Origin of the sequence: Streptomyces sp. NPDC056224 (assembly GCF_042267665.1) — a bacterium.
Taxonomy (GTDB): Bacteria; Actinomycetota; Actinomycetes; order Streptomycetales; family Streptomycetaceae; genus Streptomyces.
The window spans coordinates 30,045-55,077 of the sequence record NZ_JBHJTK010000014.1; the positions used below are offsets into that span (position 1 = coordinate 30,045).

The 25,033-nt window shown below is 69.7% G+C and carries 19 protein-coding genes; 14 read left to right on the forward strand and 5 right to left on the reverse strand.

Annotated elements, in window-relative coordinates; all coding sequences use genetic code 11:
• Positions 1-35 precede the first annotated feature (35 nt).
• The 5 genes from ACFCZ1_RS18595 to ACFCZ1_RS18615 form a co-directional block, all read right to left on the reverse strand.
• Complete coding sequence (locus ACFCZ1_RS18595) at positions 36-2,144, reverse strand: TPM domain-containing protein (protein ID WP_376679347.1); 2,109 nt, start codon at positions 2,142-2,144, stop codon at positions 36-38.
• A gap of 210 nt (positions 2,145-2,354) precedes the next feature.
• Entirely contained in the window at positions 2,355-3,131 is a 777-nt protein-coding gene (locus tag ACFCZ1_RS18600) for a succinate dehydrogenase/fumarate reductase iron-sulfur subunit (protein WP_376679348.1), read from the reverse strand.
• Complete coding sequence (locus tag ACFCZ1_RS18605) at positions 3,128-5,044, reverse strand: fumarate reductase/succinate dehydrogenase flavoprotein subunit (RefSeq protein ID WP_376679349.1); 1,917 nt, start codon at positions 5,042-5,044, stop codon at positions 3,128-3,130. The genes ACFCZ1_RS18600 and ACFCZ1_RS18605 overlap by 4 nt, the downstream gene beginning before the upstream one ends.
• A gap of 1 nt (position 5,045) precedes the next feature.
• Positions 5,046-5,870 (reverse strand): hypothetical protein, encoded by an 825-nt coding sequence (locus ACFCZ1_RS18610; RefSeq protein WP_376679350.1) that lies wholly within the window; start codon positions 5,868-5,870, stop codon positions 5,046-5,048.
• Positions 5,871-5,992: 122 nt separating this feature from the next.
• A complete protein-coding gene (locus ACFCZ1_RS18615) occupies positions 5,993-6,214 on the reverse strand; it encodes a hypothetical protein (RefSeq protein WP_376679351.1) in 222 nt (73 codons plus the stop codon).
• Positions 6,215-6,560: 346 nt separating this feature from the next.
• Here ACFCZ1_RS18615 and ACFCZ1_RS18620 point away from each other — a divergent pair, with 346 nt between their 5' ends.
• The 14 genes from ACFCZ1_RS18620 to ACFCZ1_RS18685 all read left to right on the forward strand — a co-directional run bounded on the left by ACFCZ1_RS18620 (position 6,561) and on the right by ACFCZ1_RS18685 (position 24,984).
• Positions 6,561-8,969: an ABC transporter family substrate-binding protein gene (locus ACFCZ1_RS18620; RefSeq protein ID WP_376679352.1), complete on the forward strand. Its 2,409-nt coding sequence runs from the start codon at positions 6,561-6,563 to the stop codon at positions 8,967-8,969.
• Between the two features lie 362 nt (positions 8,970-9,331).
• Entirely contained in the window at positions 9,332-11,236 is a 1,905-nt protein-coding gene (gene typA / locus ACFCZ1_RS18625) for a translational GTPase TypA (protein WP_376679353.1), read from the forward strand.
• Positions 11,237-11,685: 449 nt separating this feature from the next.
• Complete coding sequence (locus ACFCZ1_RS18630; RefSeq protein WP_376679354.1) at positions 11,686-13,320, forward strand: ABC transporter substrate-binding protein; 1,635 nt, start codon at positions 11,686-11,688, stop codon at positions 13,318-13,320.
• Between the two features lie 175 nt (positions 13,321-13,495).
• Entirely contained in the window at positions 13,496-14,428 is a 933-nt protein-coding gene (locus ACFCZ1_RS18635) for an ABC transporter permease (RefSeq protein ID WP_376679355.1), read from the forward strand.
• Positions 14,421-15,368, forward strand: a complete 948-nt coding sequence (locus ACFCZ1_RS18640) for an ABC transporter permease (protein WP_376679356.1) — start codon at positions 14,421-14,423, stop codon at positions 15,366-15,368. The genes ACFCZ1_RS18635 and ACFCZ1_RS18640 overlap by 8 nt, the downstream gene beginning before the upstream one ends.
• 20 nt (positions 15,369-15,388) lie before the next feature.
• Positions 15,389-16,435, forward strand: a complete 1,047-nt coding sequence (locus ACFCZ1_RS18645; RefSeq protein ID WP_376679447.1) for an ABC transporter ATP-binding protein — start codon at positions 15,389-15,391, stop codon at positions 16,433-16,435.
• Positions 16,428-17,480 (forward strand): ABC transporter ATP-binding protein, encoded by a 1,053-nt coding sequence (locus ACFCZ1_RS18650; protein ID WP_376679357.1) that lies wholly within the window; start codon positions 16,428-16,430, stop codon positions 17,478-17,480. The genes ACFCZ1_RS18645 and ACFCZ1_RS18650 overlap by 8 nt, the downstream gene beginning before the upstream one ends.
• 188 nt (positions 17,481-17,668) lie before the next feature.
• Entirely contained in the window at positions 17,669-18,607 is a 939-nt protein-coding gene (locus tag ACFCZ1_RS18655; protein ID WP_376679358.1) for a GNAT family N-acetyltransferase, read from the forward strand.
• Between the two features lie 106 nt (positions 18,608-18,713).
• On the forward strand, positions 18,714-20,348 hold the full coding sequence (locus tag ACFCZ1_RS18660; RefSeq protein ID WP_376679359.1) for an ABC transporter substrate-binding protein: 1,635 nt from the start codon (positions 18,714-18,716) through the stop codon (positions 20,346-20,348).
• A 91-nt stretch (positions 20,349-20,439) separates the two neighbouring features.
• Positions 20,440-21,363, forward strand: a complete 924-nt coding sequence (locus ACFCZ1_RS18665) for an ABC transporter permease (protein WP_376679360.1) — start codon at positions 20,440-20,442, stop codon at positions 21,361-21,363.
• A complete protein-coding gene (locus ACFCZ1_RS18670; RefSeq protein WP_376679361.1) occupies positions 21,356-22,381 on the forward strand; it encodes an ABC transporter permease in 1,026 nt (341 codons plus the stop codon). Before ACFCZ1_RS18665 ends, ACFCZ1_RS18670 begins: the two co-directional genes overlap by 8 nt.
• 12 nt (positions 22,382-22,393) lie before the next feature.
• A complete protein-coding gene (locus tag ACFCZ1_RS18675) occupies positions 22,394-23,377 on the forward strand; it encodes an ABC transporter ATP-binding protein (protein WP_376679362.1) in 984 nt (327 codons plus the stop codon).
• Positions 23,370-24,419, forward strand: a complete 1,050-nt coding sequence (locus ACFCZ1_RS18680) for an ABC transporter ATP-binding protein (protein WP_376679363.1) — start codon at positions 23,370-23,372, stop codon at positions 24,417-24,419. The genes ACFCZ1_RS18675 and ACFCZ1_RS18680 overlap by 8 nt, the downstream gene beginning before the upstream one ends.
• Positions 24,420-24,789: 370 nt before the next feature.
• Positions 24,790-24,984 carry a hypothetical protein gene (locus ACFCZ1_RS18685; RefSeq protein WP_053677094.1) on the forward strand — a complete coding sequence of 65 codons (195 nt, stop codon included), beginning with the start codon at positions 24,790-24,792 and terminating at the stop codon, positions 24,982-24,984.
• Positions 24,985-25,033: the final 49 nt, after the last annotated feature.

Here is a 25,033-nt window from a genome sequence, read left to right on the forward strand (position 1 = left end):
CTCCCGGTGCTCCTGGTGAGGGATGGTGTGTGCGTTCAGAAGCGGCCGCCGCCGCCCATCCGGCCTCGGGTGCCGCCGCCGCCGAAGGATCCGGGGCCGCGGCCGCCGCCCCCGAAGCCCCCGCCCCCGCCTCCGCCTCCACCGAAGCCGCCTCCGCCGAAGCCGCCCCGCAGGATCTCGCCGAGGATGATCCCGCCGAGCACGGCGCCACCCTGGCCGCCGCCCGGGCGCCCGCCGCCGTACGGGTCCTGGTACGCCCGTACGTCCTGCTCCGCCAGCTGCTGCGCCTGCCGTGCCAGCGCATCCGCCCGCTGCGCGTCCGCCAGCGCGCCCGCCGGGTCCGCGGCCGCCAGGGACACCGCCCGTTCCAGGTGCCGCCCGGCCTCCGCCAGCCGGGTGCGGGCCTGGCTGCCGACCGCGCCCCTGCTGGTGGTGACGTAGTCCGTGGCCGCCCCGATGGCACTGCGCGCCGAGAGCATGGCCTGGTCCAGCAGGGCCGCCGCCCGCTGCCGGCCCGATTCCCGTTCCCGCGCCCCGGCGAGGGAGTCGTCCAGGGCCGCGTCGGCCTCCTCGACACGGCGCAGGGCGTCGATCGGGTCGTACCGGCCGGCCGCCATCTCCTGCCGTACGTCGGCCAGTACGGACTCGGCCCGGCCGATGCGGCCGCGCAGGTCCGCCGTCGAGGTGCCCTCCGCGGTGCCGGTGAGCAGCCCGTGCGCGTCGGCGAGGTCGGTCTCCGTCTCGTTCAGCGCGCCCGGCAGCTTCCCGGCCGCCTCCGCCAGCTCCCGGGCCCGCCGCTCCACCGCGTCGACCAGGGTCGCGGCCTGGTCCACGGCTCCCTCGGCGGCCCGTACGTGCACGGCCGCCCCGCCGTTGTCGCCCGCGTCGACGGCCGCGCGGGCCTCGCCGAGGTTGGTGGTGGCGAACCGCAGCCGGTCCTCGGCCTGTTCGGGGTTGGCGGCGACAGGAGCGGACGCGGAGTCCGCGTACCGCCGCGTCAGCGCGGTCAGGGTCGCCACGGCCGTCGTGGTGCGCCCGGTCAGGGCCCGGAAGTGCTCCTCCACGGTGGCCAGCGCCTGCGGGGCGTTCTTCTCCAGGTCCCGCAGCCGGTCGAAGTCCGCCGCCTCGGCGTCGAGCCGGCGGCCCGCCTCCGTGCACCGGGCGACGATCTCGTCCAGCATCCGGCGCCGGGTCGCGTCGTCCTCCGGGTAGGCGTCGTCGAGCTGCTGGCGCAGCCGGAAGGCGTGCGTCAGCTCGCCCTTGGCGTACTCCACGGCCGCGGTGAACGGGACGACCGCCTCCTCGCCGAACTGCGCGGAGGCGAAGCCGAGTTCCTCCGTGCTGGTGCGGACGGAGTCGTCGGTCTCCACCAGCAGCGCCCCGGCCCTCGCGTCCAGTTCCGGCAGCGGGATCCGGTCCGGCGCTCCTTCGGGCCAGCCGGGGCCGGTCGTCGTACCGCGGCCGCCGGCGCCGATGGCGGCGTCCTTGCGCTTGCGGCGGCGGTACGCGTACACACCGAGTGCTCCGGCCGCGCCGACCGCGACCACCGGCAGCACGTAGTCCCCGGCCCCGCTCTCACCGCCCGGCTCACCGCCGGGGTCGGCCGGGCCGGGGGTGATGGAGGGGACGGGTACGGGCTGCCCGCCGAGCACCGCGTCGTAGCCGTTGGCCGCGCCGATGGCGGCGCCCGCCCAGTCGTTCTGCCTCAGGGCCGGTTCGATGGCGGTCCGCGCGACGGCGGACAGCTGCTGCTCGGTGAAGCCGGAGTCGACGGCGGCGGAGTACGCGTACTGGCGGGCCCCGGTCGCCACCGCCAGCAGGACGTCGTCCTGGCCCAGGCCGTTCTTCTCCGCGGTGGCGTCGGCCCAGCTCTGGGCGGAGCGCCCGGAGAAGTCGCGCACGTACGTCACGAAGAGCTGGATCTTCCGGTCGGCGTACAGCTTGTCGAGCGCCGCGGTGACCGCGGCCTTCCGGTCGCCCAGCGCGTCGACCCGGTCGGTGATCTGGCCCTGCTGCGAAAGCGTGACGGGGTCGTCGGCCCGCACGGGCGGCGCCCCGGCCACGCCCCAGCCGCCGAACGCCAGCAGCGCGGCGGCGAGGGCGAGCCCGGCCCGTACGAGTCCCCTGCTTCTCGGCGGAATCACATTTGGGAGAGTATGGGTGGATTCACCCTTCCGCACCCGGAGCAGCTGCCGCCAGTGCCCCGCTCCGCCGCCGCGGCGGGGGCGGCCCGTGCAAGGCCATCCGTCACTCGCAGGGCGAACGCCCGGTCGCGGCGCCCCGGTCGTGGTGCCCCGTACGCACGCCCCGTAGGCACGCCCCGTACGCACGCCGTGTACGGGGCCCGTCGCGTACTACCGGGGATCGGAACGGCGGCGGATCCGGCTCCCCAGCCACACCAGCGGGTCGTACTTGCGGTCCACCGCCCGCTCCTTCAGCGGGATCAGCGCATTGTCGGTGATCTTGATGCCCTCGGGGCAGACCTCCGTGCAGCACTTGGTGATGTTGCAGTAGCCGAGCCCGTGCTCCTCCTGCGCGGTGCGCTTGCGGTCCAGGCCCGCCTCCGCCGCCGCGTCCAGGGGGTGCATGTCCAGCTCCGCCACCCGCATCAGGAAGCGCGGACCGGCGAAGGCGCTCTTGTTCTCCTCGTGGTCCCGCACCACATGGCAGGTGTCCTGGCACAGGAAGCACTCGATGCACTTGCGGAACTCCTGTGAGCGCTCCACGTCCACCTGCTGCATCCGGTACGCGCCCGGCGCCACCCCTTCCGGCGGCACGAAGGCCGGGACCTCCCGCGCCTTGCGGTAGTTGAAGGACACGTCCGTCACCAGGTCGCGCACGACCGGGAAGGCCCGCAGCGGGGTGACCGTGATCGTCTCGGTCCGCTCGAAGGTCGACATCCGCGTCATGCACATCAGCCGCGGCCGCCCGTTGACCTCCGCGCTGCAGGAGCCGCACTTGCCGGCCTTGCAGTTCCAGCGCACGGCGAGGTCCGAGGCCTGGGTGGCCTGGAGCCGGTGGACGATGTCCAGGACCACCTCACCGTCGTGCACCTCGACCGTGAAGTCCCGCAGTTCCCCGCCCTCGGCGTCGCCCCGCCAGATCCGGAAGCTCGCGTCGTACGTACTCAATGGTAGAGCTCCTCTTCGGCGAGGTACTTGGCCAGTTCTTCCTTCTCGAACAGGGCGAGCAGGTCCGGGCGGACGGGGTCGGTACGGGTCCGGACCAGCTCGATCCGGTCGGCCGCGGGATCCGCCGGGGCCGGGTCGACAGGGCGGCACAGCAGGTTGACCGGGCGCCAGCTCCGCTCCATCGCCGGGAAGTCCTCCCGGGTGTGCCCGCCCCGGCTCTCGGTGCGCTCCAGGGCCGCGCGGGCCACGCACTCGCTGACCAGCAGCATGTTCCGCAGGTCGAGCGCCAGGTGCCAGCCCGGGTTGAACTGGCGGTGGCCCTCGACCCCGGCCCGGGAGGCCCGTTCGCGCAGGCCGGCCAGCTTCTCCAGGGCCTCGGCCATCTCGCCCGCCCGGCGGATGATGCCGACCAGGTCGTTCATGGTCGTCTGGAGCTCCTGGTGGAGGGTGTACGGGTTCTCCGCGCCCTCGGCGGCGTGGAACGGAGCCAGCGCCTCCGCGGCGGCCTCGTCGATCTGCTCCTGGGAGACGGCGGGGCGCGCGGCGGCCGCGGAGGAGGTGTCCTGCGCGGCGTACTCCGCCGCGTGCAGCCCAGCCCGCCGGCCGAAGACCAGCAGGTCGGAGAGGGAGTTCCCGCCGAGCCGGTTCGAGCCGTGCATCCCGCCCGCGACCTCGCCCGCCGCGAACAGCCCCGGCACCCCGACCGTGGCGGCGGTCTCGGAGTCGACCGCGATCCCGCCCATCACGTAGTGGCAGGTCGGGCCGACCTCCATCGGCTCCGCCGTGATGTCCACGTCCGCCAGTTCCTTGAACTGGTGGTACATCGACGGGAGCCGCCGCTTGATCTTCTCGGCCGGCATCCGGGTGGACACGTCGAGGAAAACCCCGCCGTGCGGGGAGCCGCGGCCCGCCTTCACCTCGGAGTTGATGGCCCGGGCCACCTCGTCGCGCGGCAGCAGCTCGGGCGGACGCCGGTTGTGGTCCGGGTCCTCGTACCAGCGGTCGCCCTCCTCCTCCGACTCGGCGTACTTCTCCTTGAAGACGTCGGGGACGTAGTCGAACATGAACCGCCTGCCCTCGGAGTTGCGCAGCACGCCGCCGTCGCCGCGCACGGACTCCGTGACGAGGATGCCCTTCACCGACGGGGGCCAGACCATGCCCGTCGGGTGGAACTGGACGAACTCCATGTTCAGCAGGGGGGCGCCCGCGAGCAGGGCCAGCGCGTGGCCGTCGCCCGTGTACTCCCAGGAGTTGGAGGTGGTCTTGAAGGACTTGCCGATCCCGCCCGTGGCGAGGACGACCGCCGGGGCCTCCAGGACGAAGAAGCGGCCGGACTCCCGCTCGTAGCAGAAGGCCCCCGCGACCTTCTCGCCGTCCTTCAGCACGCGGGTGACCGTGCACTCCTGGAAGACCTTGAGCCGGGCCTCGTGGTCGCCGTACTCCTTGAAGTCCTCCTGCTGGAGCGCGACGATCTTCTGCTGGAGGGTGCGGATCAGCTCCAGGCCCGTCCGGTCGCCGACGTGCGCGAGGCGCGGGTACTCGTGGCCGCCGAAGTTGCGCTGGGAGATCCTCCCGTCGGGGGTGCGGTCGAAGAGGGCGCCCCAGGTCTCCAGCTCCCAGACCCGGTCCGGAGCCTCCTTCGCGTGGAGTTCCGCCATCCGCCACTGGTTCAGGAACTTGCCGCCGCGCATGGTGTCGCGGAAGTGCACCTGCCAGTTGTCGCCCTCGTTGACGTTGCCCATGGAGGCGGCGATCCCGCCCTCCGCCATCACCGTGTGGGCCTTGCCGAAGAGGGACTTGCAGATCACGGCGGTACGGGCGCCGCGCTCACGGGCCTCGATCGCGGCCCGCAGTCCGGCGCCGCCCGCGCCGACCACCACCACGTCCCACTGCTGCCGTTCCACTTCAGCCATCTCAAAAGATCCTCGGGTCGGTGAACGCGCCGGTGGCCAGCAGGTACACGTAGAAGTCGCACAGGGCCACGCTGACCAGGGAGGCCCACGCCAGTTGCATGTGGCGGGAGTTGAGCCGGCTGATCCAGCCCCACAGCCGGTAGCGCACCGGGTGCTTCGAGAAGTGCTTGAGCCGGCCGCCCATGATGTGGCGGCAGGAGTGGCAGGACACCGTGTACGCCCAGATCAGCGTGATGTTGACCAGGAACAGCAGCGTCCCGAGGCCCATGTGGCCCCACTCGTAGTGCTCGTCGCGGAAGGTCAGCACGGTGTCGTAGGTGAGGATGCCCGCGACCGGGACCGCCGCGTAGAAGAAGTACCGGTGCGCGTTCTGCAGGATCAGCGGGAAGCGGGTCTCACCGGTGTACTTCGCGTGCGGCTCGGCGACGGCGCAGGCGGGCGGCGAGGCCCAGAAGCCCCGGTAGTAGGCCTTGCGGTAGTAGTAGCAGGTCAGCCGGAAGCCGAGCGGGAAGACCAGGATCAGCAGCGCGGGGGACAGGCCCCACCAGCTGGCGAAGAGGTCCCAGTTGGGGCCGCCGCGCATCTCCTCGCAGTTCTCCGCCAGGCACGGGGAGTAGAACGGGGAGACGTACGGGGCCGCGTAGTAGTCGGCGTTCGCGAAGGCCCGCCAGGTCGAGTAGACGATGAAGGCGAGCAGCCCGGCCGCGGTGCCGGCGGGGGCCAGCCACCACCGGTCGGTCCGCAGGTGCCGGGCAGTGATCGCGGCCCGGGAGGCGTCGTGGACGCCGCCGGGCCGCTGCCGGGGTGGTTGTGTGCCTGTGGCCAAAGGGGACTCCGGGAGGAGTGATGAGGGGTGGCCCAGGAGGCCCGGCCGCCACGGGCGGCCGGGCCAGATGGGGGAACGGGTCGTACGGCTGGAGCGGTGTACCCGGGGCGGGACGCCCGGCGTCAGGGGGCGTGGCGGTCGCGCGCGCCCAGGCCCTCGTCGTCGGTGTCCGTCCACAGCGCGTTGTCGTACGGCGCGTCCGGGATGCTCACCATCCGGGACGGATCCGGCGCGCCCGACGACATCGGCTTCTGCCGCTTCGCCTGCCGTTCCAGCTGCTCGACCTTGCGCGTCAGCTCGTCCAGGTTGCGCCGTACGGCACTCAGATCGTCTTGCAGGGACATGATTTGCCCTCACTTCCGCAGGTGCGGTGGCAACGCTCATGTGCGCCTGCGAGTGTCGCGCCTCACGTCCCCGGTTGTGAAGGGACGTGCAGCGATTGCGGGCGCGCAGGCGTGAACTGTGCGCCCCTCCCTGCACCCCATTCTCATCCCTCTCCCGAGGGAATGCCTGTTTGCCGCGCAAGCCGTATTGGTCCGCACGGGTGGGGTTCGCGGCGTGGCGCGAGGCGGCTGCGGGGGGTGCGGGGGGCGGTCGATTTCAGTGGGTCCCGGCAACCGGTGTGATCAGCTCCATATACCGCCGAACGTGATCATGCTTCCCCCACGCCCCGCCCCGGAGGTACCACCCATGTCCCAGAGAAGGCGCAGGTCCTTGGCGCTTGTGACCTCGGGAGTCCTCGCACTGCCGCTCCTCACGGGCTGCGGCGCGGGTGACGACGAGGGCGGTCCGGTCGCCGCCGGACAGGACATCGCCGCGACCGCCCGCGACAAGGTCGCCGACGGGGGTGTGCTGCGGTGGGCGGTGGACGCCCTCCCGCAGACGCTGAACACCTTCCAGGCCGACGCGGACGCCACGACCGGCCGGATCGCCGCGGCCGTGCTGCCGCAGCTGTTCGTGATGGACGCCAAGGGGCGCCCGGCGGCCAATCCGGACTACCTGGAGAAGGCGGAGGTCGTCGAGCGGGAGCCCAAGCAGGTCGTCCTGTACAAGCTGAACCAGCAGGCGGTGTGGAGTGACGGCCGCGAGATCGGCGCCCCCGACTTCGTCGCGCAGTGGCGGGCCCTGAACGGCAAGGACTCGGCGTACTGGACGGCCCGCAACGCCGGCTACGAGCGGATCGAGAAGATCGAGCGGGGCAAGAGCGACCTGGAGGTCAAGGTCACCTTCGCCAAGCCGTACACGGACTGGCGCTCCCTCTTCAGCCCCCTCTACCCCAAGCAGGTCACCGGCACCCCGGACGCCTTCAACGAGGGGGCCCGCGGCACCCTCAAGGTCACCGCCGGACCCTTCGGCCTCGGGGCGATCGACAAGAAGACCGGCACCGTCGCCCTGAACCGCAATCCGCGCTGGTGGGGCCGGCCGACCAAGCTGGACACGCTGGTCCTGACGGCGGTGCCCCGGGCGGAGCGCCCGGCCGCGCTGGCCGCCGGCAAGCTCGACATGGCGGAGATCGACCGCACCGGCGCCGACCGGATCGCACTCGCCCACCGGGAGGCGAAGAAGCAGGGCGCGGGCGGCGCGGGCGGCGCGGGCTCGGGCGGGGCCCCGGCCCACGGCCCCGGCGCCTCGATGACCGCCGCGCAGGCCACCCTGTCGTGGGCGATCGCCTTCGGCACGGACGAGGACAAGGCCCAGGCGGAGAAGGAGACCCGCCAGAAGCACGCCGAGGCGGTCAGCCGGTACGCCGACGAGCAGGAGGCACTGCGGAACTTCACCGTCCGCAAGTCCCTGGAGCCGGCCTACACGCAGCTCGCGATGAACGGCTCCGTCGGCCCGCTGGCCGACGAGCGGGTCCGCCGGGCGGTGGCCAGGGCGCTGGACCGCAAGGAGCTGGCCGAGATCGTACTGAAGCCGCTGGGCCTGCCCGCGAAGCCGGTCGGCAGCCACGTGGCACTCGCCGGGCAGCGGGCGTACGCCGACAACAGCGAGGCCCTCGGCGGCCAGGACGCCAAGGCGGCGCAGGCGCTCCTCGCGGACGCGGGCTGGCGCCGGGACGGCAAGCTCACCGAGCCGCCGGGAGCGAAGGCCGGCCCGGAGAGCGCGCCGCAGGACGACGGGAAGACCCCGTCGGGCCCCGGCACCGGCAACGACGGGCTCTACATCGTGGGCCAGGACGACGAGCGCAACGGCGACGACACCGGCACGCACGGCAGCCGCCCCGAGGGCCCCGAGGGCCCCGGGGAGCACGGCGGCGACGGCGCGCTCCCCGAGGGCGCGGCCTACGGTCCCGACGGCGAGATCGTCGACGCCGACAGGTTCGCCCCGGACGCCGCGGAGCGGGACCGGTCCCCCGTGCTGGCCCCCGCGCCGTTCGCGGAGGGGCAGGAGGCGGCCCTGCGCGCCCAGGCCGCCGCCGCTGCGGAAGCCGTCGACGACGGCAAGCGCAGCCCGGCCCGCGACGGCGAGGCGGAGCCCGCCGAGCCCGCCAAGGGCTCCGCGCCCCCGGCCAAGCAGGCCGTACGGACCTCCGGCGCCATGCTCGCCAAGGACGGCAAGGCGCTCAGCCTGCGCTTCGTCCTGCCGGCGGGCCCCGGATCGGAGTCCCTGCGCGCGGTCGGTGAGCGGATCGCCGCCATGCTCAAGAAGATCGGCGTGAGCACCGAGATCACCAAGGTGGCCGACGAGAGCTTCTTCAAGGACCACATCGCCTCGGGCCAGTACGACCTGGCCCTCTACTCCTGGCCGGCGACCGCCTACCCGGCCACCGACGCCCGGCCGATCTTCGCCAAGCCGGAGCCGGCCGCGGACGGCTCGCTCCTCGTCGAACAGAACTACACGCGGGTCGGCACCGACCACATCGACCAGCTCTTCGACCAGGCGGCCGGCGAGCTGGACGAGGAGCAGTCCCGTGAGCTGATGCGCAAGGCGGACGCCCGGATCTGGGCCGCGGCCGGCTCCGTCCCGCTCTACCAGCGCCCGGAGCTGGTCGCCGTCAAGCCGGCCCTGGTCAACGCGGGAGCCTTCGGGCTCGGGGCCCCGCGCTTCCAGGACATCGGCTGGAAGAAGCCCCCGGCCGCCAAGGACAAGAAGAATTGACGCACGCGGGAACGGCGCGAGGAGGAGAGCAGGAGAAGATGTGGTGACAAAGGGGTGCCTGTCAGGTTGACCCCGGGATCCCAAGCTCAGATGTGACTCAAGTCGCTTGCCCGCCGGATATCCCGGCGGGCAAGGTCATGGACACCCGTTGACCCGCTTGAATCCAGGCAGGACAGGCGGCCGGCGCACCCCACACCGCATCCGGCCCCGCTCATTCGTCCGGCCTCTTGACAGACCCCCCGGCAGGCGGTTCCCGCCACGCGACGTACCATGGGGTAAGGCCGTGGCAGGTTTTCGCCCGGCCGAGGCGAGCGTGCCAGGCCGTACGCGACGCCATCCACTATCCCGGGAGAAGCGCCGAAGTGCCCACGCGCCACGACATCCGTAACGTCGCCATCGTCGCCCACGTCGACCATGGCAAGACGACCATCGTCGATGCCATGCTCAAGCAGGCCGGTGCCTTCGCCGCCCACCAGCACCTCGACGACCGCATGATGGACTCGAACGACCTGGAGCGTGAGAAGGGCATCACGATCCTCGCCAAGAACACGGCGGTGAAGTACCACCCCAAGGACGGCGGGGCGCCCATCACGATCAACATCATCGACACCCCCGGCCACGCCGACTTCGGTGGTGAGGTCGAGCGCGGTCTGTCGATGGTGGACGCCGTCGTCCTGCTGGTGGACGCCTCCGAGGGTCCGCTGCCCCAGACCCGCTTCGTCCTGCGCAAGGCCCTGCAGGCGAAGATGCCGGTCATCCTCTGCATCAACAAGACCGACCGCCCGGACTCCCGGATCGACGAGGTCGTCAACGAGACGTACGACCTCTTCCTGGACCTGGACGCGGACGAGGACCAGATCGAGTTCCCGATCGTCTACGCCTGCGGCCGGGACGGCGTCGCCTCGCTGACGAAGCCGGAGGACGGCACCGTCCCCGCGGACAGCGACAGCCTGGAGCCGTTCTTCTCCACCATCCTGGAGCACGTCCCCGCCCCGGTGTACGACGAGGCGGCCCCCCTCCAGGCCCACGTCACCAACCTGGACGCCGACAACTTCCTCGGCCGCATCGCGCTGCTCCGCGTCGAGCAGGGCGAGCTGCGCAAGGGCCAGACCGTCGCGTGGATCAAGCGTGACGGCTCGATGTCCAACGTCCGCATCACCGAGCTGATGATGACCGAGGCACTCACCCGCAAGCCGGCCGAGATGGCGGGCCCGGGCGACATCTGCGCGGTCGCCGGTATCCCCGACATCATGATCGGCGAGACCCTGGCCGACCCGGAGAACCCGATCGCCCTGCCGCTGATCTCGGTGGACGAGCCGGCCATCTCCATGACCATCGGAACGAACACCTCCCCGATGGTCGGCCGCGGCGGCAGCGGCAAGGGCGCGGACGCGAAGTCCGCGGTCAAGGACCGCAAGGTCACCGCCCGCCAGGTCAAGGACCGTCTGGACCGCGAGCTGGTCGGCAACGTCTCGCTCCGCGTCCTGGACACCGAGCGCCCGGACGCCTGGGAGGTCCAGGGCCGTGGTGAGCTCGCGCTCGCCATCCTGGTCGAGCAGATGCGCCGCGAGGGCTTCGAGCTGACCATCGGCAAGCCGCAGGTGGTCACGCAGGAGATCGACGGCAAGGTGCACGAGCCGGTCGAGCGCATGACGATCGACGTCCCCGAGGAGCACATGGGCGCGGTCACGCAGCTCATGGGCGTCCGCAAGGGCCGCATGGACAACATGTCGAACCACGGCTCCGGCTGGGTCCGCATGGAGTTCGTCGTCCCGTCCCGCGGTCTCATCGGCTTCCGTACGGAGTTCCTCACGGGCACGCGCGGTACCGGTATCGCCCACTCCATCCACGAGGGCCACGAGCCGTGGTTCGGCCCGCTGGTCACCCGTAACAACGGTTCGCTGGTGGCGGACCGCGCGGGTGCGGTCACGCCGTTCGCGATGATCAACCTGCAGGAGCGCGGCGTCCTGTTCACCGACCCCGGCACCGAGGTGTACGAGGGCATGATCGTCGGCGAGAACTCGCGCTCCGACGACATGGACGTGAACATCACCAAGGAGAAGAAGCTCACCAACATGCGTGCGGCTTCCGCGGACAACACCGAGAACGTGGTGCCGCCGCGCAAGCTCTCCCTGGAGCAGTCCCTGGAGTTCTGCCGCGACGACGAGTGCGTCGAGGTGACCCCGGAGGCCGTCCGCATCCGCAAGGTCGTCCTGGACCAGAAGGACCGCTCGCGCACCGCGTCGCGCGCCAAGTCCGCCAAGTAGTAACCTGCCGAGCCCGGTCGCCGCTCGGTCGGTGACCGTCGCGGTCGCACAGCCGTAGCACCCAGCAGCCCCTCCCTCACGGAGTCCGTGAGGGAGGGGCTGTTCGCTTGTGTCAAGCGGATTTTGTGTTCAGGTGTCCGCATACCGACCGTGACACTCCGGAAGGTGAGCTAACCGTCCGTTTCGCACGTGTCTGTCTCCTATCCGTTTGTCCGGATTTCGGGTTTTCGGCCTGAGGTGATGTTGTGAAAACGAGACCACTTAAGTGTGGTTTACGGCCTAGGAGTCCCTGAGGATGGCTCCATTGAGCTCGGGTCAATGGGTCACGCGCTGTGGGGAGCGCCGACTCACGAGCACACTCGGGACACCGTCCCTATCGCCGTCAGGGGTGTCGGCGAAACGTATCGGTGTCCTTCACATCTGACAGTGGACTCATGAGGAGGAAACCCATGCGCGGTGCCAAGAGCGCCAAGTGGGTAGCGGGCGCGATTGTCGTCGCCCTGGCAGCGACCGCTTGTGGCGGTGGCGACAAGGGCAATGCCGCCAAGGGTGAGGTTGACCCGAACGGTATCTACTCGATCGAGGTCGGCGAGCCCGAGAAGCTCCTGCACCCGGCTGACACGATGGAGTCCAACGGCTCCATCGTCATGTCGGGCCTGTTCTCGCAGCTGGTCGACTACGACGCCGACGGCAAGCTGACCATGGTCAACGCCGAGTCGGTCGAGTCCAAGGACAGCAAGCTCTGGACCGTCAAGCTGAAGTCGGGCTGGACGTTCCACGACGGCACCAAGGTGACCGCCGACTCGTACGTCAAGGCCTGGAACTGGGCCGCGAACATCGACAACAAGCAGGGCAACGCGTCCTGGTTCGCGGACATCAAGGGCTTCGAGGCCGTCCACCCCGAGGCCGAGGGCGCCAAGCCCACCGGCACCGCGATGGAGGGTCTGAAGGTCGTCGACGAGAACACCTTCACCATCGAACTCGCCAACGCCGTCCCGTACTTCGCGTACAAGCTCGGCTACGAGGTCTTCTCCCCGCTGCCCGAGTCCTTCTACAAGGACCCCGCGGCCGCCGGTGAGAAGCCGGTCGGCAACGGCCCGTACAAGTTCAAGTCCTGGGAGCACAAGAAGCAGATCGAGCTGGCCCGCTTCGACGACTACAAGGGCGAGAACAAGGCGAAGAACGGTGGTGTGATCCTCAAGAACTACTCCACCGTCGAGACCGCCTACGAGGACCTGAAGTCCGGCAACGTCGACGTCCTGCGCACCATCGGCCCGAAGGACCTCCCGGTCTACCGCGCCGACCTCGGTGACCGTGCCGTGGACCAGGCGTACTCCGCCGTCCAGACGCTGGCCATCGCGTTCTACGCCGACCAGTGGAAGACCCCGAAGCCGGTCGACCCGAAGGTCATCCAGGGCCTGTCGATGGCGATCGACCGCGACACCATCACCAAGACGGTGCTCCAGGGCACCCGCGAGCCCGCCACCGGCTGGGTCGCCAAGGGCGTCCTCGGCTACACGCCGAACGCGACCGGCGACGTCACCAAGTTCAACCCGGCCAAGGCCAAGGAGCTCATCACCGCGGGTGGTGGCGTTCCGAACAACGAGATCTCGATCCAGTTCAACTCGGACGGCGGCCACAAGGAATGGGTCGAGGCTGTCTGCAACAGCATCACCCAGGCCACCGGCGTGAAGTGCACCGGTGACGCCAAGCCCGACTTCCAGGCCGACCTCCAGGCCCGCAAGTCGAAGCAGGTCAAGTCGATCTACCGCTCCGGCTGGGTCCTCGACTACCCGGTGAACGCCAACTTCGTCAGCGACCTGTTCCGTACGGGCGCCGGCGGTAACCAGGGCGGCTTCACCAACGCGGAGCTCGACGCCAAGATCGCCGCGGCTGACACCGCTGCGAGCCTGGACGAGTCCGTGAAGGCGTACCAGGCCATCGAGAAGGACCTGGTCAACTACATGCCTTCGATCCCGCTCTGGTACTACAAGGTCAACGCGGGCTACTCGGAGAAGGTCCAGAACGTCAAGTACGCCCAGGACGGCGACCCGATCATCGAAGACGTCGAGGTCAAGAAGTAAGTTCCGCCGCGTAATTCACGTTCGACGGATGTGGGCCGGCGGGGAGCCGGCCCGCATCCGGGCCTATACGCAGCGCCCGGGGGGCCCTTTCGCGACGCAGTGACGTAACCGTCACGTGCGTGCGTGGCGAAAGGGCCCGTCCGGCTGCGCCTGCCGCATCTTCTACGGAGGCACGATGGGGCGCTATGTCGCACGACGACTGCTCCAGATGATCCCGGTCTTCTTCGGGACGACCCTGCTCATCTTCTTGATGGTGTACAGCCTGCCCGGCGACCCCGTGGCCGGACTCTTCGGGGACAAGGGCACCGACCCCGCCACGCTCGCGAAACTCCGCCACGAGCACGGCCTGGACCTGCCGATCCTGCAGCAGTACTGGAACTACATCTCCGGCATCATCTTCCACTTCGACTTCGGATCCCAGATCCGCAGCGGCCGCGAGATCACCGAGGTCATCGGCGGCGCCTTCCCGGTGACGCTGCGCCTGGCCCTGATGGCCTTCGCCATCGAGATCGTCCTCGGTCTCGGCCTCGGCATCGTCGCGGGTCTCAAGGCCGGCAAGCTCGCCGACAACCTGGTCCTGATCCTGACGCTGCTGATCATCTCGATGCCGGTCTTCGTGCTCGGCTTCATCGTCAAGTCGGTGTTCGCCTTCCAGCTCGGCTGGATCGATCCCAACGTCAGCAACGACGAGCTGTGGAGCGAGCTGCTCGCCCCGGCCATCGTGCTGGGATCCCTCTCGCTCGCCTACGTGGCGCGCCTGACGCGCACCTCGATGGCCGAGAACCTGCGCGCCGACTACATGCGCACCGCGGTCGCCAAGGGTCTGCCCAAGAGCCGCGTCATCGGTGTGCACCTCATGCGCAACTCGATGATCCCCGTCGTGACCTTCCTCGGTACCGACATCGGCGCCCTCATGGGCGGCGCCGTCGTCACCGAGGGCATCTTCAACGTCAAGGGCGTCGGCGGTCTGATCTACGACTCGATCGTCCGCCGCGAGGGCCTGACCGTCGTCGGTGTCGTCACCGTCCTGGTCGTGGTCTACCTGATTGCCAGCCTGCTCGTCGACCTCCTCTACGCGGTCATGGACCCGAGGATCCGGTATGCCTGACATGACCAAGACCGACACCGTGACGGCCGGCAACCCGGCGGCGCCCAAGGCCCCCGTGGAGCCGGCGAAGGCGGAGAAGGCCCGCAGCCTCTGGGGCGACGCCTGGGCCGACCTGCGTCGCAACCCGTACTTCGTCGTCTCCTCCGTGCTGATCCTCATCCTGCTGCTGATCGCCGCCCTCCCGGGCCTGTTCACCAGCGTGGACCCCACCAAGGGCGACCTGGTCCACCACTTCCTGACCAAGCCGGAGCTGGGCAGCGTCGGTTCGCCCGAGTGGCTCGGCTACGACGGCCAGGGCCGCAGCGTCTACGCGCGCCTCATCTACGGCACCCGCGCCTCGGTCATCGTCGCGGTCGCCGTGACCCTGATCGTCACGATCGTCGGCGGCATCACGGGCATGATCGCGGGCTACTTCGGTGGCCTCACCGACGCGATCATGTCCCGCGTCACGGACATCTTCTTCGGCATCCCCTTCCTGCTCGGCGCGATGGTCGTCCTCCAGGCCTTCACCAAGCGCACCGTGTGGACCGTCGTCTTCGCCCTGGCCTTCCTCGGCTGGACGCAGATCAACCGCGTGATGCGCGGTGCGGTCATCACCGTGAAGCAGGCGGACTACGTGCACGCCGCGAAGGCCCTCGGCGCGGGAACCTCGCGCATCCTGATCCGGCACATCCTGCCGAACGCCATGGCACCGGTGATCGTGGTCTCCACGATCGCGCTGGGCGGCTACGTCGCCGCCGAGGCGACCCTGTCCTACCTGGGTCTCGGCCTCGCCTCCCCCACCATCTCGTGGGGTGTGGACATCTCCGCCGGTGCCGCGCAGATCCGGGTGGCGCAGCACATCCTGCTCTGGCCCTCGATCATGCTGAGCATCACGGTCCTCGCGTTCATCATGCTCGGCGAAGCGGTCCGCAACGCCCTCGACCCGAAGCTGCGCTGAGGAGGGCGTAAGTGATCACCATGGACAACACCAGTGCAATTCCCTCCCCGCGTGACGGGGACAAGCAGGGCCCGCTCCTCGAAGTGCGCGACCTCCACGTGGAGTTCCACACCCGCGACGGCGTGGCCAAGGCAGTCAACGGCGTCAACTACAGCGTGAGCGCCGGCGAGACCCTCGCCGTGCTCGGCGAGTCGGGCTCCGGCAAGTCGGTCACCGCCCAGGCCATCATGGGCATCCTCGACATGCCGCCCGGCAAGATCCCGCAGGGCGAGATCCTCTTCCGCGGCGAAGACATGCTGAAGATGACCTTCGAGGAGCGGCGGAAGATCCGCGGCCGGAAGATCGCCATGATCTTCCAGGACGCGCTGTCCTCCCTGAACCCGGTGCTCACCGTCGGCTACCAGCTGGGCGAGATGTTCCGCGTCCACCGCGGCCTGTCGAAGAAGGAAGCCCGGCTCAAGGCCATCGAGCTGATGGACAAGGTGAAGATCCCGGCTGCGAAGCAGCGCGTGGACGATTACCCGCACCACTTCTCGGGCGGTATGCGCCAGCGCATCATGATCGCCATGGCGATCGCGCTGGAGCCGGACCTGATCATCGCCGACGAGCCGACCACGGCTCTCGACGTGACCGTCCAGGCCCAGGTCATGGACCTGCTGGCCGAGCTCCAGCGCGAGCTGAACATGGGTCTGATCCTGATCACCCACGACCTCGGCGTCGTCGCCGACGTCGCGGACAAGATCGCGGTCATGTACGCCGGCCGGATCGTCGAGACGGCCCCGGTGCACGAGATCTACAAGCGCCCCGCGCACCCGTACACCCGCGGTCTGCTGGACTCGATTCCGCGTCTCGACCAGAAGGGCCAGGAGCTCTTCGCGATCAAGGGCCTGCCGCCCAACCTGCTGCGTCTGCCGAGCGGCTGTTCCTTCAACCCGCGGTGCACCGCCGCGCAGGACATCTGCCACTCGGAGGTCCCCGCGCTTCAGGTGGTCAGCGAGCAGGACGGCACCGAGCTGCCGGGCCGCCGCAGCGCGTGCCACTTCTGGAAGGAGCAGATCCATGGCTGAGCTCACCAAGCACACCACCGAGCGCGAGCCGATCCTCCAGGTCCGCAACCTGGTCAAGCACTTCCCGCTGACCCAGGGCATCCTGTTCAAGAAGCAGGTCGGCGCGGTCAAGGCGGTCGACGGGATCTCCTTCGACCTCTACCGGGGCGAGACCCTGGGCATCGTCGGCGAGTCCGGCTGTGGCAAGTCCACGGTCGCCAAGCTGCTGATGAACCTGGAGCGGGCGACGTCCGGCGAGGTCTTCTACAAGGGCCAGGACATCACCAAGCTGTCCGGGCGCGCCCTCAAGGCCGTCCGGCGCAACATCCAGATGGTGTTCCAGGACCCGTACACCTCGCTGAACCCGCGCATGACGGTCGGCGACATCATCGGCGAGACGTACGACATCCACCCCGAGGTGGCTCCCAAGGGCGACCGGCGCCGCAAGGTCCAGGAACTCCTGGACGTCGTGGGCCTGAACCCCGAGTACATCAACCGCTACCCGCACCAGTTCTCCGGCGGTCAGCGCCAGCGCATCGGCATCGCCCGCGGCCTCGCGCTCAACCCGGAGATCATCATCTGCGACGAGCCGGTCTCCGCGCTCGACGTGTCGGTGCAGGCCCAGGTCATCAACCTGATGGAGAAGCTCCAGGACGAGTTCAACCTGTCCTACGTCTTCATCGCGCACGACCTGTCGATCGTCCGGCACATCTCGGACCGCGTGGGCGTCATGTACCTCGGCAAGATGGCCGAGATCGGTACCGACGCGCAGATCTACGAACACCCGACGCACCCCTACACCCAGGCGCTGCTGTCGGCCGTCCCGGTTCCGGACCCCGAGGCCCGCGAGGGCCGCGAGCGGATCATCCTCACCGGTGACGTCCCCTCCCCGGCCAACCCGCCGTCGGGCTGCCGCTTCCGCACCCGCTGCTGGAAGGTCCAGGACAAGTGCTCCGTCGAGGAGCCGCTGCTGGCGATCCCGGAGCGGTTCAAGGGGCAGGACATCTTCGCCGCGCACGAGTCGGCCTGCCACTTCGCGGAGGAGAAGGCCGTCCTGGCCGTCTGACCTCCCCGCGGCGGCAGCCGTACGGCGTCCAGGGCGCCCGGACCGGATTCCTCCGGCCCGGGCGCCCTGCCCGTTTTCCGCCCGGCCGGCTTGACCGCCTGGCCGCCTGCCCGGCCCGACCGCCTTTCCGTACCCCGCGCGGGCAAAGGCGGTTGCGGCCGAGCTCGGGGTCCCCCGACAGTGGCCAGATGACCGCCATGCTGACCGTCCGGCCCGCCGGGCCCGGGGACGCGTCCGACATCTGCGCCCTCCTCAACGCCATCGACATGATCGAGATCGGCCGCCCGGAGACCGACCTGGGCACCGTGGAGGCCGACCTCCACCACCCGCACGTCGACCTGGCCACCGACTCCCGGCTCGCCTTCCAGGGCGGCCGGCTCGTCGCCTACGCCCTGCTCTGGTCCGACGCGGGACCGGACAGGATCGACGGCGACCACTACGTGCTGCCCGGCCACCGCGAGGCCGCCCGCCGGCTGCTGGAGCACATGGAGGCCAGGGCCCGTGAGATGGCCGCGGACGCCGAACAGGCCCGGCTGCGGCTCCACCTCCACTCCGAACCCACCCTTGACCTCGGCCTCCTCACCGGCCGCGGCTACCGCACGGTCCGCCGCCACCAGGTCATGACCCGCCGGCTGTCCCCGGCCCTCGACCTCCCGCCCGCCGCCCCGGCCGGCCTCACCCTGCGCCACTGCGCCGCCGACGAGACCGACCGCCGCCGGGCCCACGCGCTGGTCGAGGAGACCTTCGCGGCGCACTTCGGCCACGTGGAGCGCGCGTACGAGCCCTGGCTGGACCACCTCGCGGCGCGCGAACTCGACTGGTCCCTCGTATGGATCGCCGCCCTGCCCGGCGAGGGCGACGCGGCCGTGCTGCTCACCCGGGACGACCGTACGAGCATGGGATGGCTCAGCCACATCGGCGTACGGGAGGACCTGCGCGGCCGCGGCATCGGCGGATTCCTGCTGCGCCACGGCTTCGCGGTCTACGCGGCGCGCGGCCGGGACACCGTGGGACTGGGTGTGGACACCGGGAACGAGACCGGCGCCCTCGCGCTCTACGAGGCGCACGGCATGGGCCTGCACTACGCGGTGGACACCTGGGACCTGCCTTTGCACCCGGAGGGGTGACAGGGGGCGCGAGCGGGGGTGCAATCGGTCCAACCGGGGGTGTGCCGGACCCCACATGGGGTGACATAGGGCCCAAGTGAGTCTTGGGATCCATAGGAGGCACTTCATGCGCGGAGCCACCCACGCCAAGTGGGCCGCATGTGCGGTGGCCGTCGCCCTCACGGCGACGGCCTGCGGGGGCGACAGCGACGGCGGCGGCGGCGGCGGCGAGGGTGCGGGGATCGTCAGCTCTTCGTGGGGTGACCCGCAGAACCCGCTGGAGCCTGCCAACACCAACGAGGTGCAGGGCGGCAAGGTCCTCGACATGCTCTTCCGGGGTCTGAAGCGCTACGACGCGAAGACCGGCGCGGCCGTGAACATGCTCGCCGAGAAGTTCGAGACGACGGACAGCCAGAACTTCACGATCACGGTGAAGGACGGCTGGAAGTTCAGCAACGGCGAGCCGGTCACCGCCCAGTCCTTCGTGGACGCCTGGAACTACGGGGCGGACGTGCGCAACAAGCAGAACAACTCGCCCTTCTTCTCGGACATCGTCGGCTACCAGGACGTCCACCCCGCCACCGGCGAGCCCACCGCCAAGACGATGAAGGGGCTGGTCGTCACGGGCCCCAATACCTTCACCGTCGCCCTGAAGCAGAAGTTCTCCACCTGGCCCGAGACCCTCGGCTACCAGGCCTTCTCCCCGCTGCCCAAGGCCTTCTTCACCGATCACGCCGGCTGGCTCGCCAAGCCCGTCGGCAACGGCCCGTACATGGTGGACTCGTACACCAAGGGCACCGGGATGAAGCTGCGCGCGTGGGACGCCTACCCCGGTACGGACAAGGCCCAGAACGGCGGGGTGGACCTCAAGGTCTACACCGACAACAACACCGCCTACACGGACCTGATCTCCGGAAACCTCGACCTCGTCGACGACGTCCCCGCGCAGCAGCTGAAGAACGTCAAGAACGACCTGGGCGACCGGTACATCAACCAGCCGGCCCTCATCATCCAGACCCTCACCTTCCCCCTGTACGACCCCCAGTGGAGCAAGCCGGGCACGGAGAAGGTCCGCCAGGGCATCTCGCGGGCCATCAACCGCGACGAGATCACCAAGCAGATCTTCCAGGAGACCCGCACCTCCGCCAAGGACTGGACCTCCCCGGCCCTCGGGGAGAAGGGCGGCTTCTCCGCCACCGTCTGCGGCGACGCCTGCGTCTACGACCCCGCCGAGGCCAAGAAGCTCATCCAGGAGGGCGGCGGGCTCCCCGGCGGCAAGGTCACACTGACCTCCAACGTGGACACCGGATCGCACCGCGACTGGATGGACGCCGTCTGCAACAGCATCAACAACGCGCTCGGCGAAGGCCCCGTGTGCACGGTCAACCCCGTCGGCACCTTCGCCGACTTCCGCAACCAGCAGAGCAGCTACAAGCTGACGGGCCCCTTCCGCTCCGGCTGGCAGGCCGACTACCCGCTGATCCAGAACTTCCTGCAGCCGCTGTACTACACGGACGCCTCCTCCAACTACGGGAAGTTCAGCAACCCGGAGTTCGACAAGCTCGTCGACCAGGCCAACCAGGAGAGCGACGCGTCGAAGGCGATCGCCACGTTCCAGGAGTCCGAGAAGATCCTCGCCGAGCAGATGCCCTCCATCCCTCTCTGGTACCAGAACGGCAGCGCCGGGTACTCCGAGCGGCTCACGGACGTGGCGCTCAACCAGTTCAGCGTGCCGGTCTACAACGAGATCAAGGTCAGCTGACCGGCGACGGATCGCACGGATCCGGGCCCCCCGCCGCGCGGGGGGCCCGCCGCACACCGACCCGGGCCCACCCACACACATGGAGCACTCCATGGGACGTTATGTGATCCGGCGGCTGCTCCAGATGATCCCGGTGTTCATCGGCAGCACGTTCCTGATCTTCTTCATGGTGTACGCGCTCGGTGACCCGGTCGCGGCCCTCTTCGGCGACAAGGCGCCCGACCCCGCCACCGCCGCGCGCATCCGCAAGGACCTCTTCCTCGACCAGCCCCTGTGGAAGCAATACCTCCACTACATGGGGCAGATCTTCCAGGGCAACTTCGGCACCGCCTTCAACGGACAGCCGGTCACCGAGCTGATGGCCAGCGCCTTCCCGGTCACCCTGCGCCTGACCATCGTCGCGATCGTGATCGAGATCGTCTTCGGCATCACCCTCGGCGTGATCAGCGGACTGCGCCGCGGCAAGTCCGTCGACACCTCCGTGCTGGTGCTCACCCTCGTCGTCATCTCGGTGCCCACCTTCGTGACGGGCTACGTGCTCCAGTACCTCTTCGGCGTCAAATGGGGCCTGGTCAAGCCCACCGTCTCCCCGGACGCCCCCTTCAGCGAGCTGATCCTGCCCGGCATCGTGCTCGCCCTCGTATCGCTCGCGTACGTCACCCGGCTCTCCCGCACCTCGATCGCCGAGAACACCAAGGCCGACTACGTCCGCACCGCCACCGCCAAGGGGCTGCCGCGCCGCAGGGTCGTCACCCGGCACCTGCTGCGCAACTCCCTCATCCCGGTGATCACCTTCATCGGCACCGACATCGGCGCCCTGATGGGCGGAGCCATCGTCACCGAGCGGATCTTCAACATCCACGGCGTCGGCTACCAGCTCTACCAGGGCATCCTGCGCAACAACTCGCCCACGGTCGTCGGCTTCGTGACGATCCTCGTCATCGTCTTCCTGCTGGCGAACCTGCTCGTCGACCTGCTCTACGCGGTCCTGGACCCGAGGATCCGTTATGCCTGACCCCGAGCGTCCCGCAGGCCCCGGCGGCTACGACCCCGTGGGGCCGCGCCCCCACGAGGCCGTGTCGCCCACCGGCCAGGGCGGTCCCATGGATCTGGCCATCGAAGAGGCGGAGAGCGTCGAGGGTATCGAGAAGGACGTGGAGCCCCGCGGCCCGGCCGGCCCCAAGGAGAAGGCCCGGTCGCTGTGGTCCGACGCCTGGCACGAGCTGCGCCGCAACCCGGTGTTCGTCATCTCCTCCCTGATGATCCTCTTCCTCATCGTCATCTCGATCTGGCCCCAGCTCATCGCGAGCGGCGACCCCCTCCAGTGCGACCTGTCCAAATCGCAGCAGGGCTCTTCCCCCGGCCACCCGTTCGGCTACGACACCCAGGGCTGCGACGTGTACACCCGTACCGTCTACGGCGCCCGCGCCTCGATCACCGTCGGCGTCTGCGCCACCCTCGGCGCCGCGCTGCTCGGTTCGGCGCTCGGCGGCCTCGCCGGCTTCTTCGGCGGCTGGGGCGACGCCCTGCTCTCCCGGGTCGCGGACATCTTCTTCGGCATCCCGGTGGTCCTCGGCGGCCTGGTGTTCCTGTCCGTCGTCACCAGCACCACCGTCTGGCCCGTCGTCGGCTTCATCGTGCTGCTCGGCTGGCCGCAGGTCGCCCGCATCGCCCGCGGCTCGGTGATCACCGCCAGACAGAACGACTACGTCCAGGCCGCCCGGGCGCTCGGCGCCGGCAACGGCCGGATGCTGCTGCGGCACGTGGCGCCCAACGCCGTCGCGCCCGTCATCGTGGTCGCCACCATCGCGCTCGGCACGTACATCGCCCTGGAGGCCACCCTGTCCTTCCTCGGCGTGGGCCTGCGTCCGCCCACCGTCTCCTGGGGCATCGACATCTCCAACGCGGCCTCGCAGATCCGCAACGCCCCGCACATGCTGCTCTACCCGGCGGCCGCACTCAGCCTGACCGTGCTCGCCTTCATCATGCTCGGCGACGCGGTGCGCGACGCCCTCGACCCCAAGCTGCGCTGAGGAGCCCCGCACATGCTGCTCGAAGTCCGCGACCTGCACGTGGAATTCAAGACGCGCGACGGAGTCGCGAAGGCGGTCAACGGCGTCGCCTACGCGGTGGACGAGGGCGAGACCCTCGCGGTGCTCGGCGAGTCCGGCTCCGGCAAATCGGTGACCGCGCAGGCCGTGATGGGCATCCTCGACATGCCGCCGGGCCGGATCGCGGGCGGCGAGATCCTCTTCAAGGGCCGGGACCTGCTGAAGATGAAGGAGGAGGACCGGCGGAAGATCCGCGGCGCCGACATGGCCATGATCTTCCAGGACGCCCTCTCCTCCCTGAACCCCGTGCTCAGCGTGGGCGCGCAGCTCGGCGAGATGTACGAGGTCCACCGCGGGATGTCCCGCAAGGACGCCAGGGCCAGGGCCGTCGAGCTGATGGACCGGGTGAAGATCCCGGCGGCGAAGCAGCGGGTGGGGGACTACCCGCACCAGTTCTCGGGCGGTATGCGCCAGCGCATCATGATCGCCATGGCGCTGGCCCTGGAGCCCTCGCTGATCATCGCCGACGAGCCGACCACGGCTCTCGACGTGACCGTCCAGGCCCAGGTCATGGACCTGCTGGCCGAGCTCCAGCGCGAGCTGAACATGGGTCTGATCCTGATCACCCACGACCTCGGCGTCGTCGCCGACGTCGCGGACAAGATCGCGGTCATGTACGCGGGCCGGATCGTCGAGGCGGCCCCGGTGCACGAGATCTACAAGGCGCCCGCGCACCCGTACACCCGCGGTCTGCTGGACTCCATCCCGCGCCTCGACCAGAAGGGCCAGGAGCTGTACGCGATCAAGGGCCTGCCTCCGAACCTGCTGGCCATCCCGCCCGGCTGCGCCTTCAACCCGCGCTGCCCGATGGCGCAGGCGGTGTGCCGCACCGACGTCCCGCCGCTGTACGCGGTGACCGGGTCACCGGTGGAGCGGACCAGCGCCTGCCACTTCTGGAAGGAGTGCCTCCATGGCTGAGTCCCTTCTGGAGGTGAAGGACCTGGTCAAGCACTACCCGCTGACCCGGGGCATCGTCTTCCGCAAGCAGATCGGCGCGGTCAAGGCCGTCGACGGGGTCTCCTTCGACCTGCGCGCCGGCGAGACGCTGGGCATCGTCGGCGAGTCCGGATGCGGGAAGTCGACCGTCGCCAAGATGCTGGTCCACCTGGAACGGCCGACGGCCGGCGAGATTTCCTACAAGGGCGAGGACATCACCAAGCTGTCCGGGCGCGCCCTCAAGGCCGTCCGGCGCAACATCCAGATGGTGTTCCAGGACCCGTACACCTCGCTGAACCCGCGCATGACGGTCGGCGACATCATCGGCGAGCCGTACGACATCCACCCGGAGGTCGCCCCGAAGGGCTCGCGCCGGGCGAAGGTCCAGGACCTGCTGGACGTGGTGGGCCTGAACCCCGAGTACATCAACCGCTACCCGCACCAGTTCTCCGGCGGACAGCGCCAGCGCATCGGCATCGCCCGCGGCCTGGCCCTCCAGCCGGAGATCATCGTCGCCGACGAGCCCGTCTCCGCGCTGGACGTGTCCGTGCAGGCCCAGGTGATCAACCTGCTGGAGCGCCTGCAGGACGAGTTCAGGCTGAGTTACGTCTTCATCGCGCACGACCTGTCCATCGTGCGCCACATCTCCGACCGGGTCGGGGTCATGTACCTGGGCCGGATCGTCGAGATCGGCTCCGACACCCAGATCTACGACCACCCGACCCACCCCTACACCCAGGCCCTGCTGTCGGCCGTACCCGTCCCCGACCCGGAGGCCCGCGCCCACCGGGAGCGCATCATCCTCTCCGGCGACGTGCCGTCCCCGGCCGACCCGCCCTCGGGCTGTCCCTTCCGCACCCGCTGCTGGAAGGCCCGGGAGCGGTGCGTGGTGGAGGTGCCGCTGCTCGCGGTCCCGGCGGTCTTCCCGTCCGGGCCGGCGGCCCACCCGTCGGCCTGTCACTTCGCGGCGGAGAAGCAGGTGGTCCCGCCGACGGCCCCGCTGCCTCCGCTCGTGAAGGAGTAGCCCACGTCCTGAAGTAGCTCAAGTAGCCGATCATTTCCGGCCACCCGAGGCTGTTCGAGAAGAAATCGGCGATCCTCTGACCCAACGCCGTTTACACAGGGGCAACTTGACCGTTTCTGCCCCGAGATCTGGGGCATGCAGGCTGGACGGCGTGCGGCCGTGCGGGTGCCGACAGCCGGCCGGGAGGTGTACAGCCTCTCCGGCCGGCCTCCCCCGTGACCCCGTCCATGCGCGGAGTGCGCCCCTTGTGCTGCCGGATTTCGATCGATGCGCTGGTACGGAAAGTTATGATCCGTAGCGCACGGTGGGTATGACTCTCGCCGAGCACGAATCGTGTACCGATGTCCGCTCGACGTGGAGGTGAAACGCCGTGGCACTCTCGATCTCGGCCGTGGTGCTGCTGGCGATCGTCGTATTCCTGCTGGTCCGAAGGTCGGGCCTGAAGGCGGGACACGCGGTGGTCTGTGTGCTCCTCGGTTTCTATCTGGCGAGTTCCACCATCGCCCCGACCCTCAGCCAGCTCACTTCGAACGTGGCCAGCATGATCAGCGGGCTCAAGTTCTAGTGCTGTGACCGGCAAGGTCCACCGGGTCGCGGCCCCCGGCACGGCACCT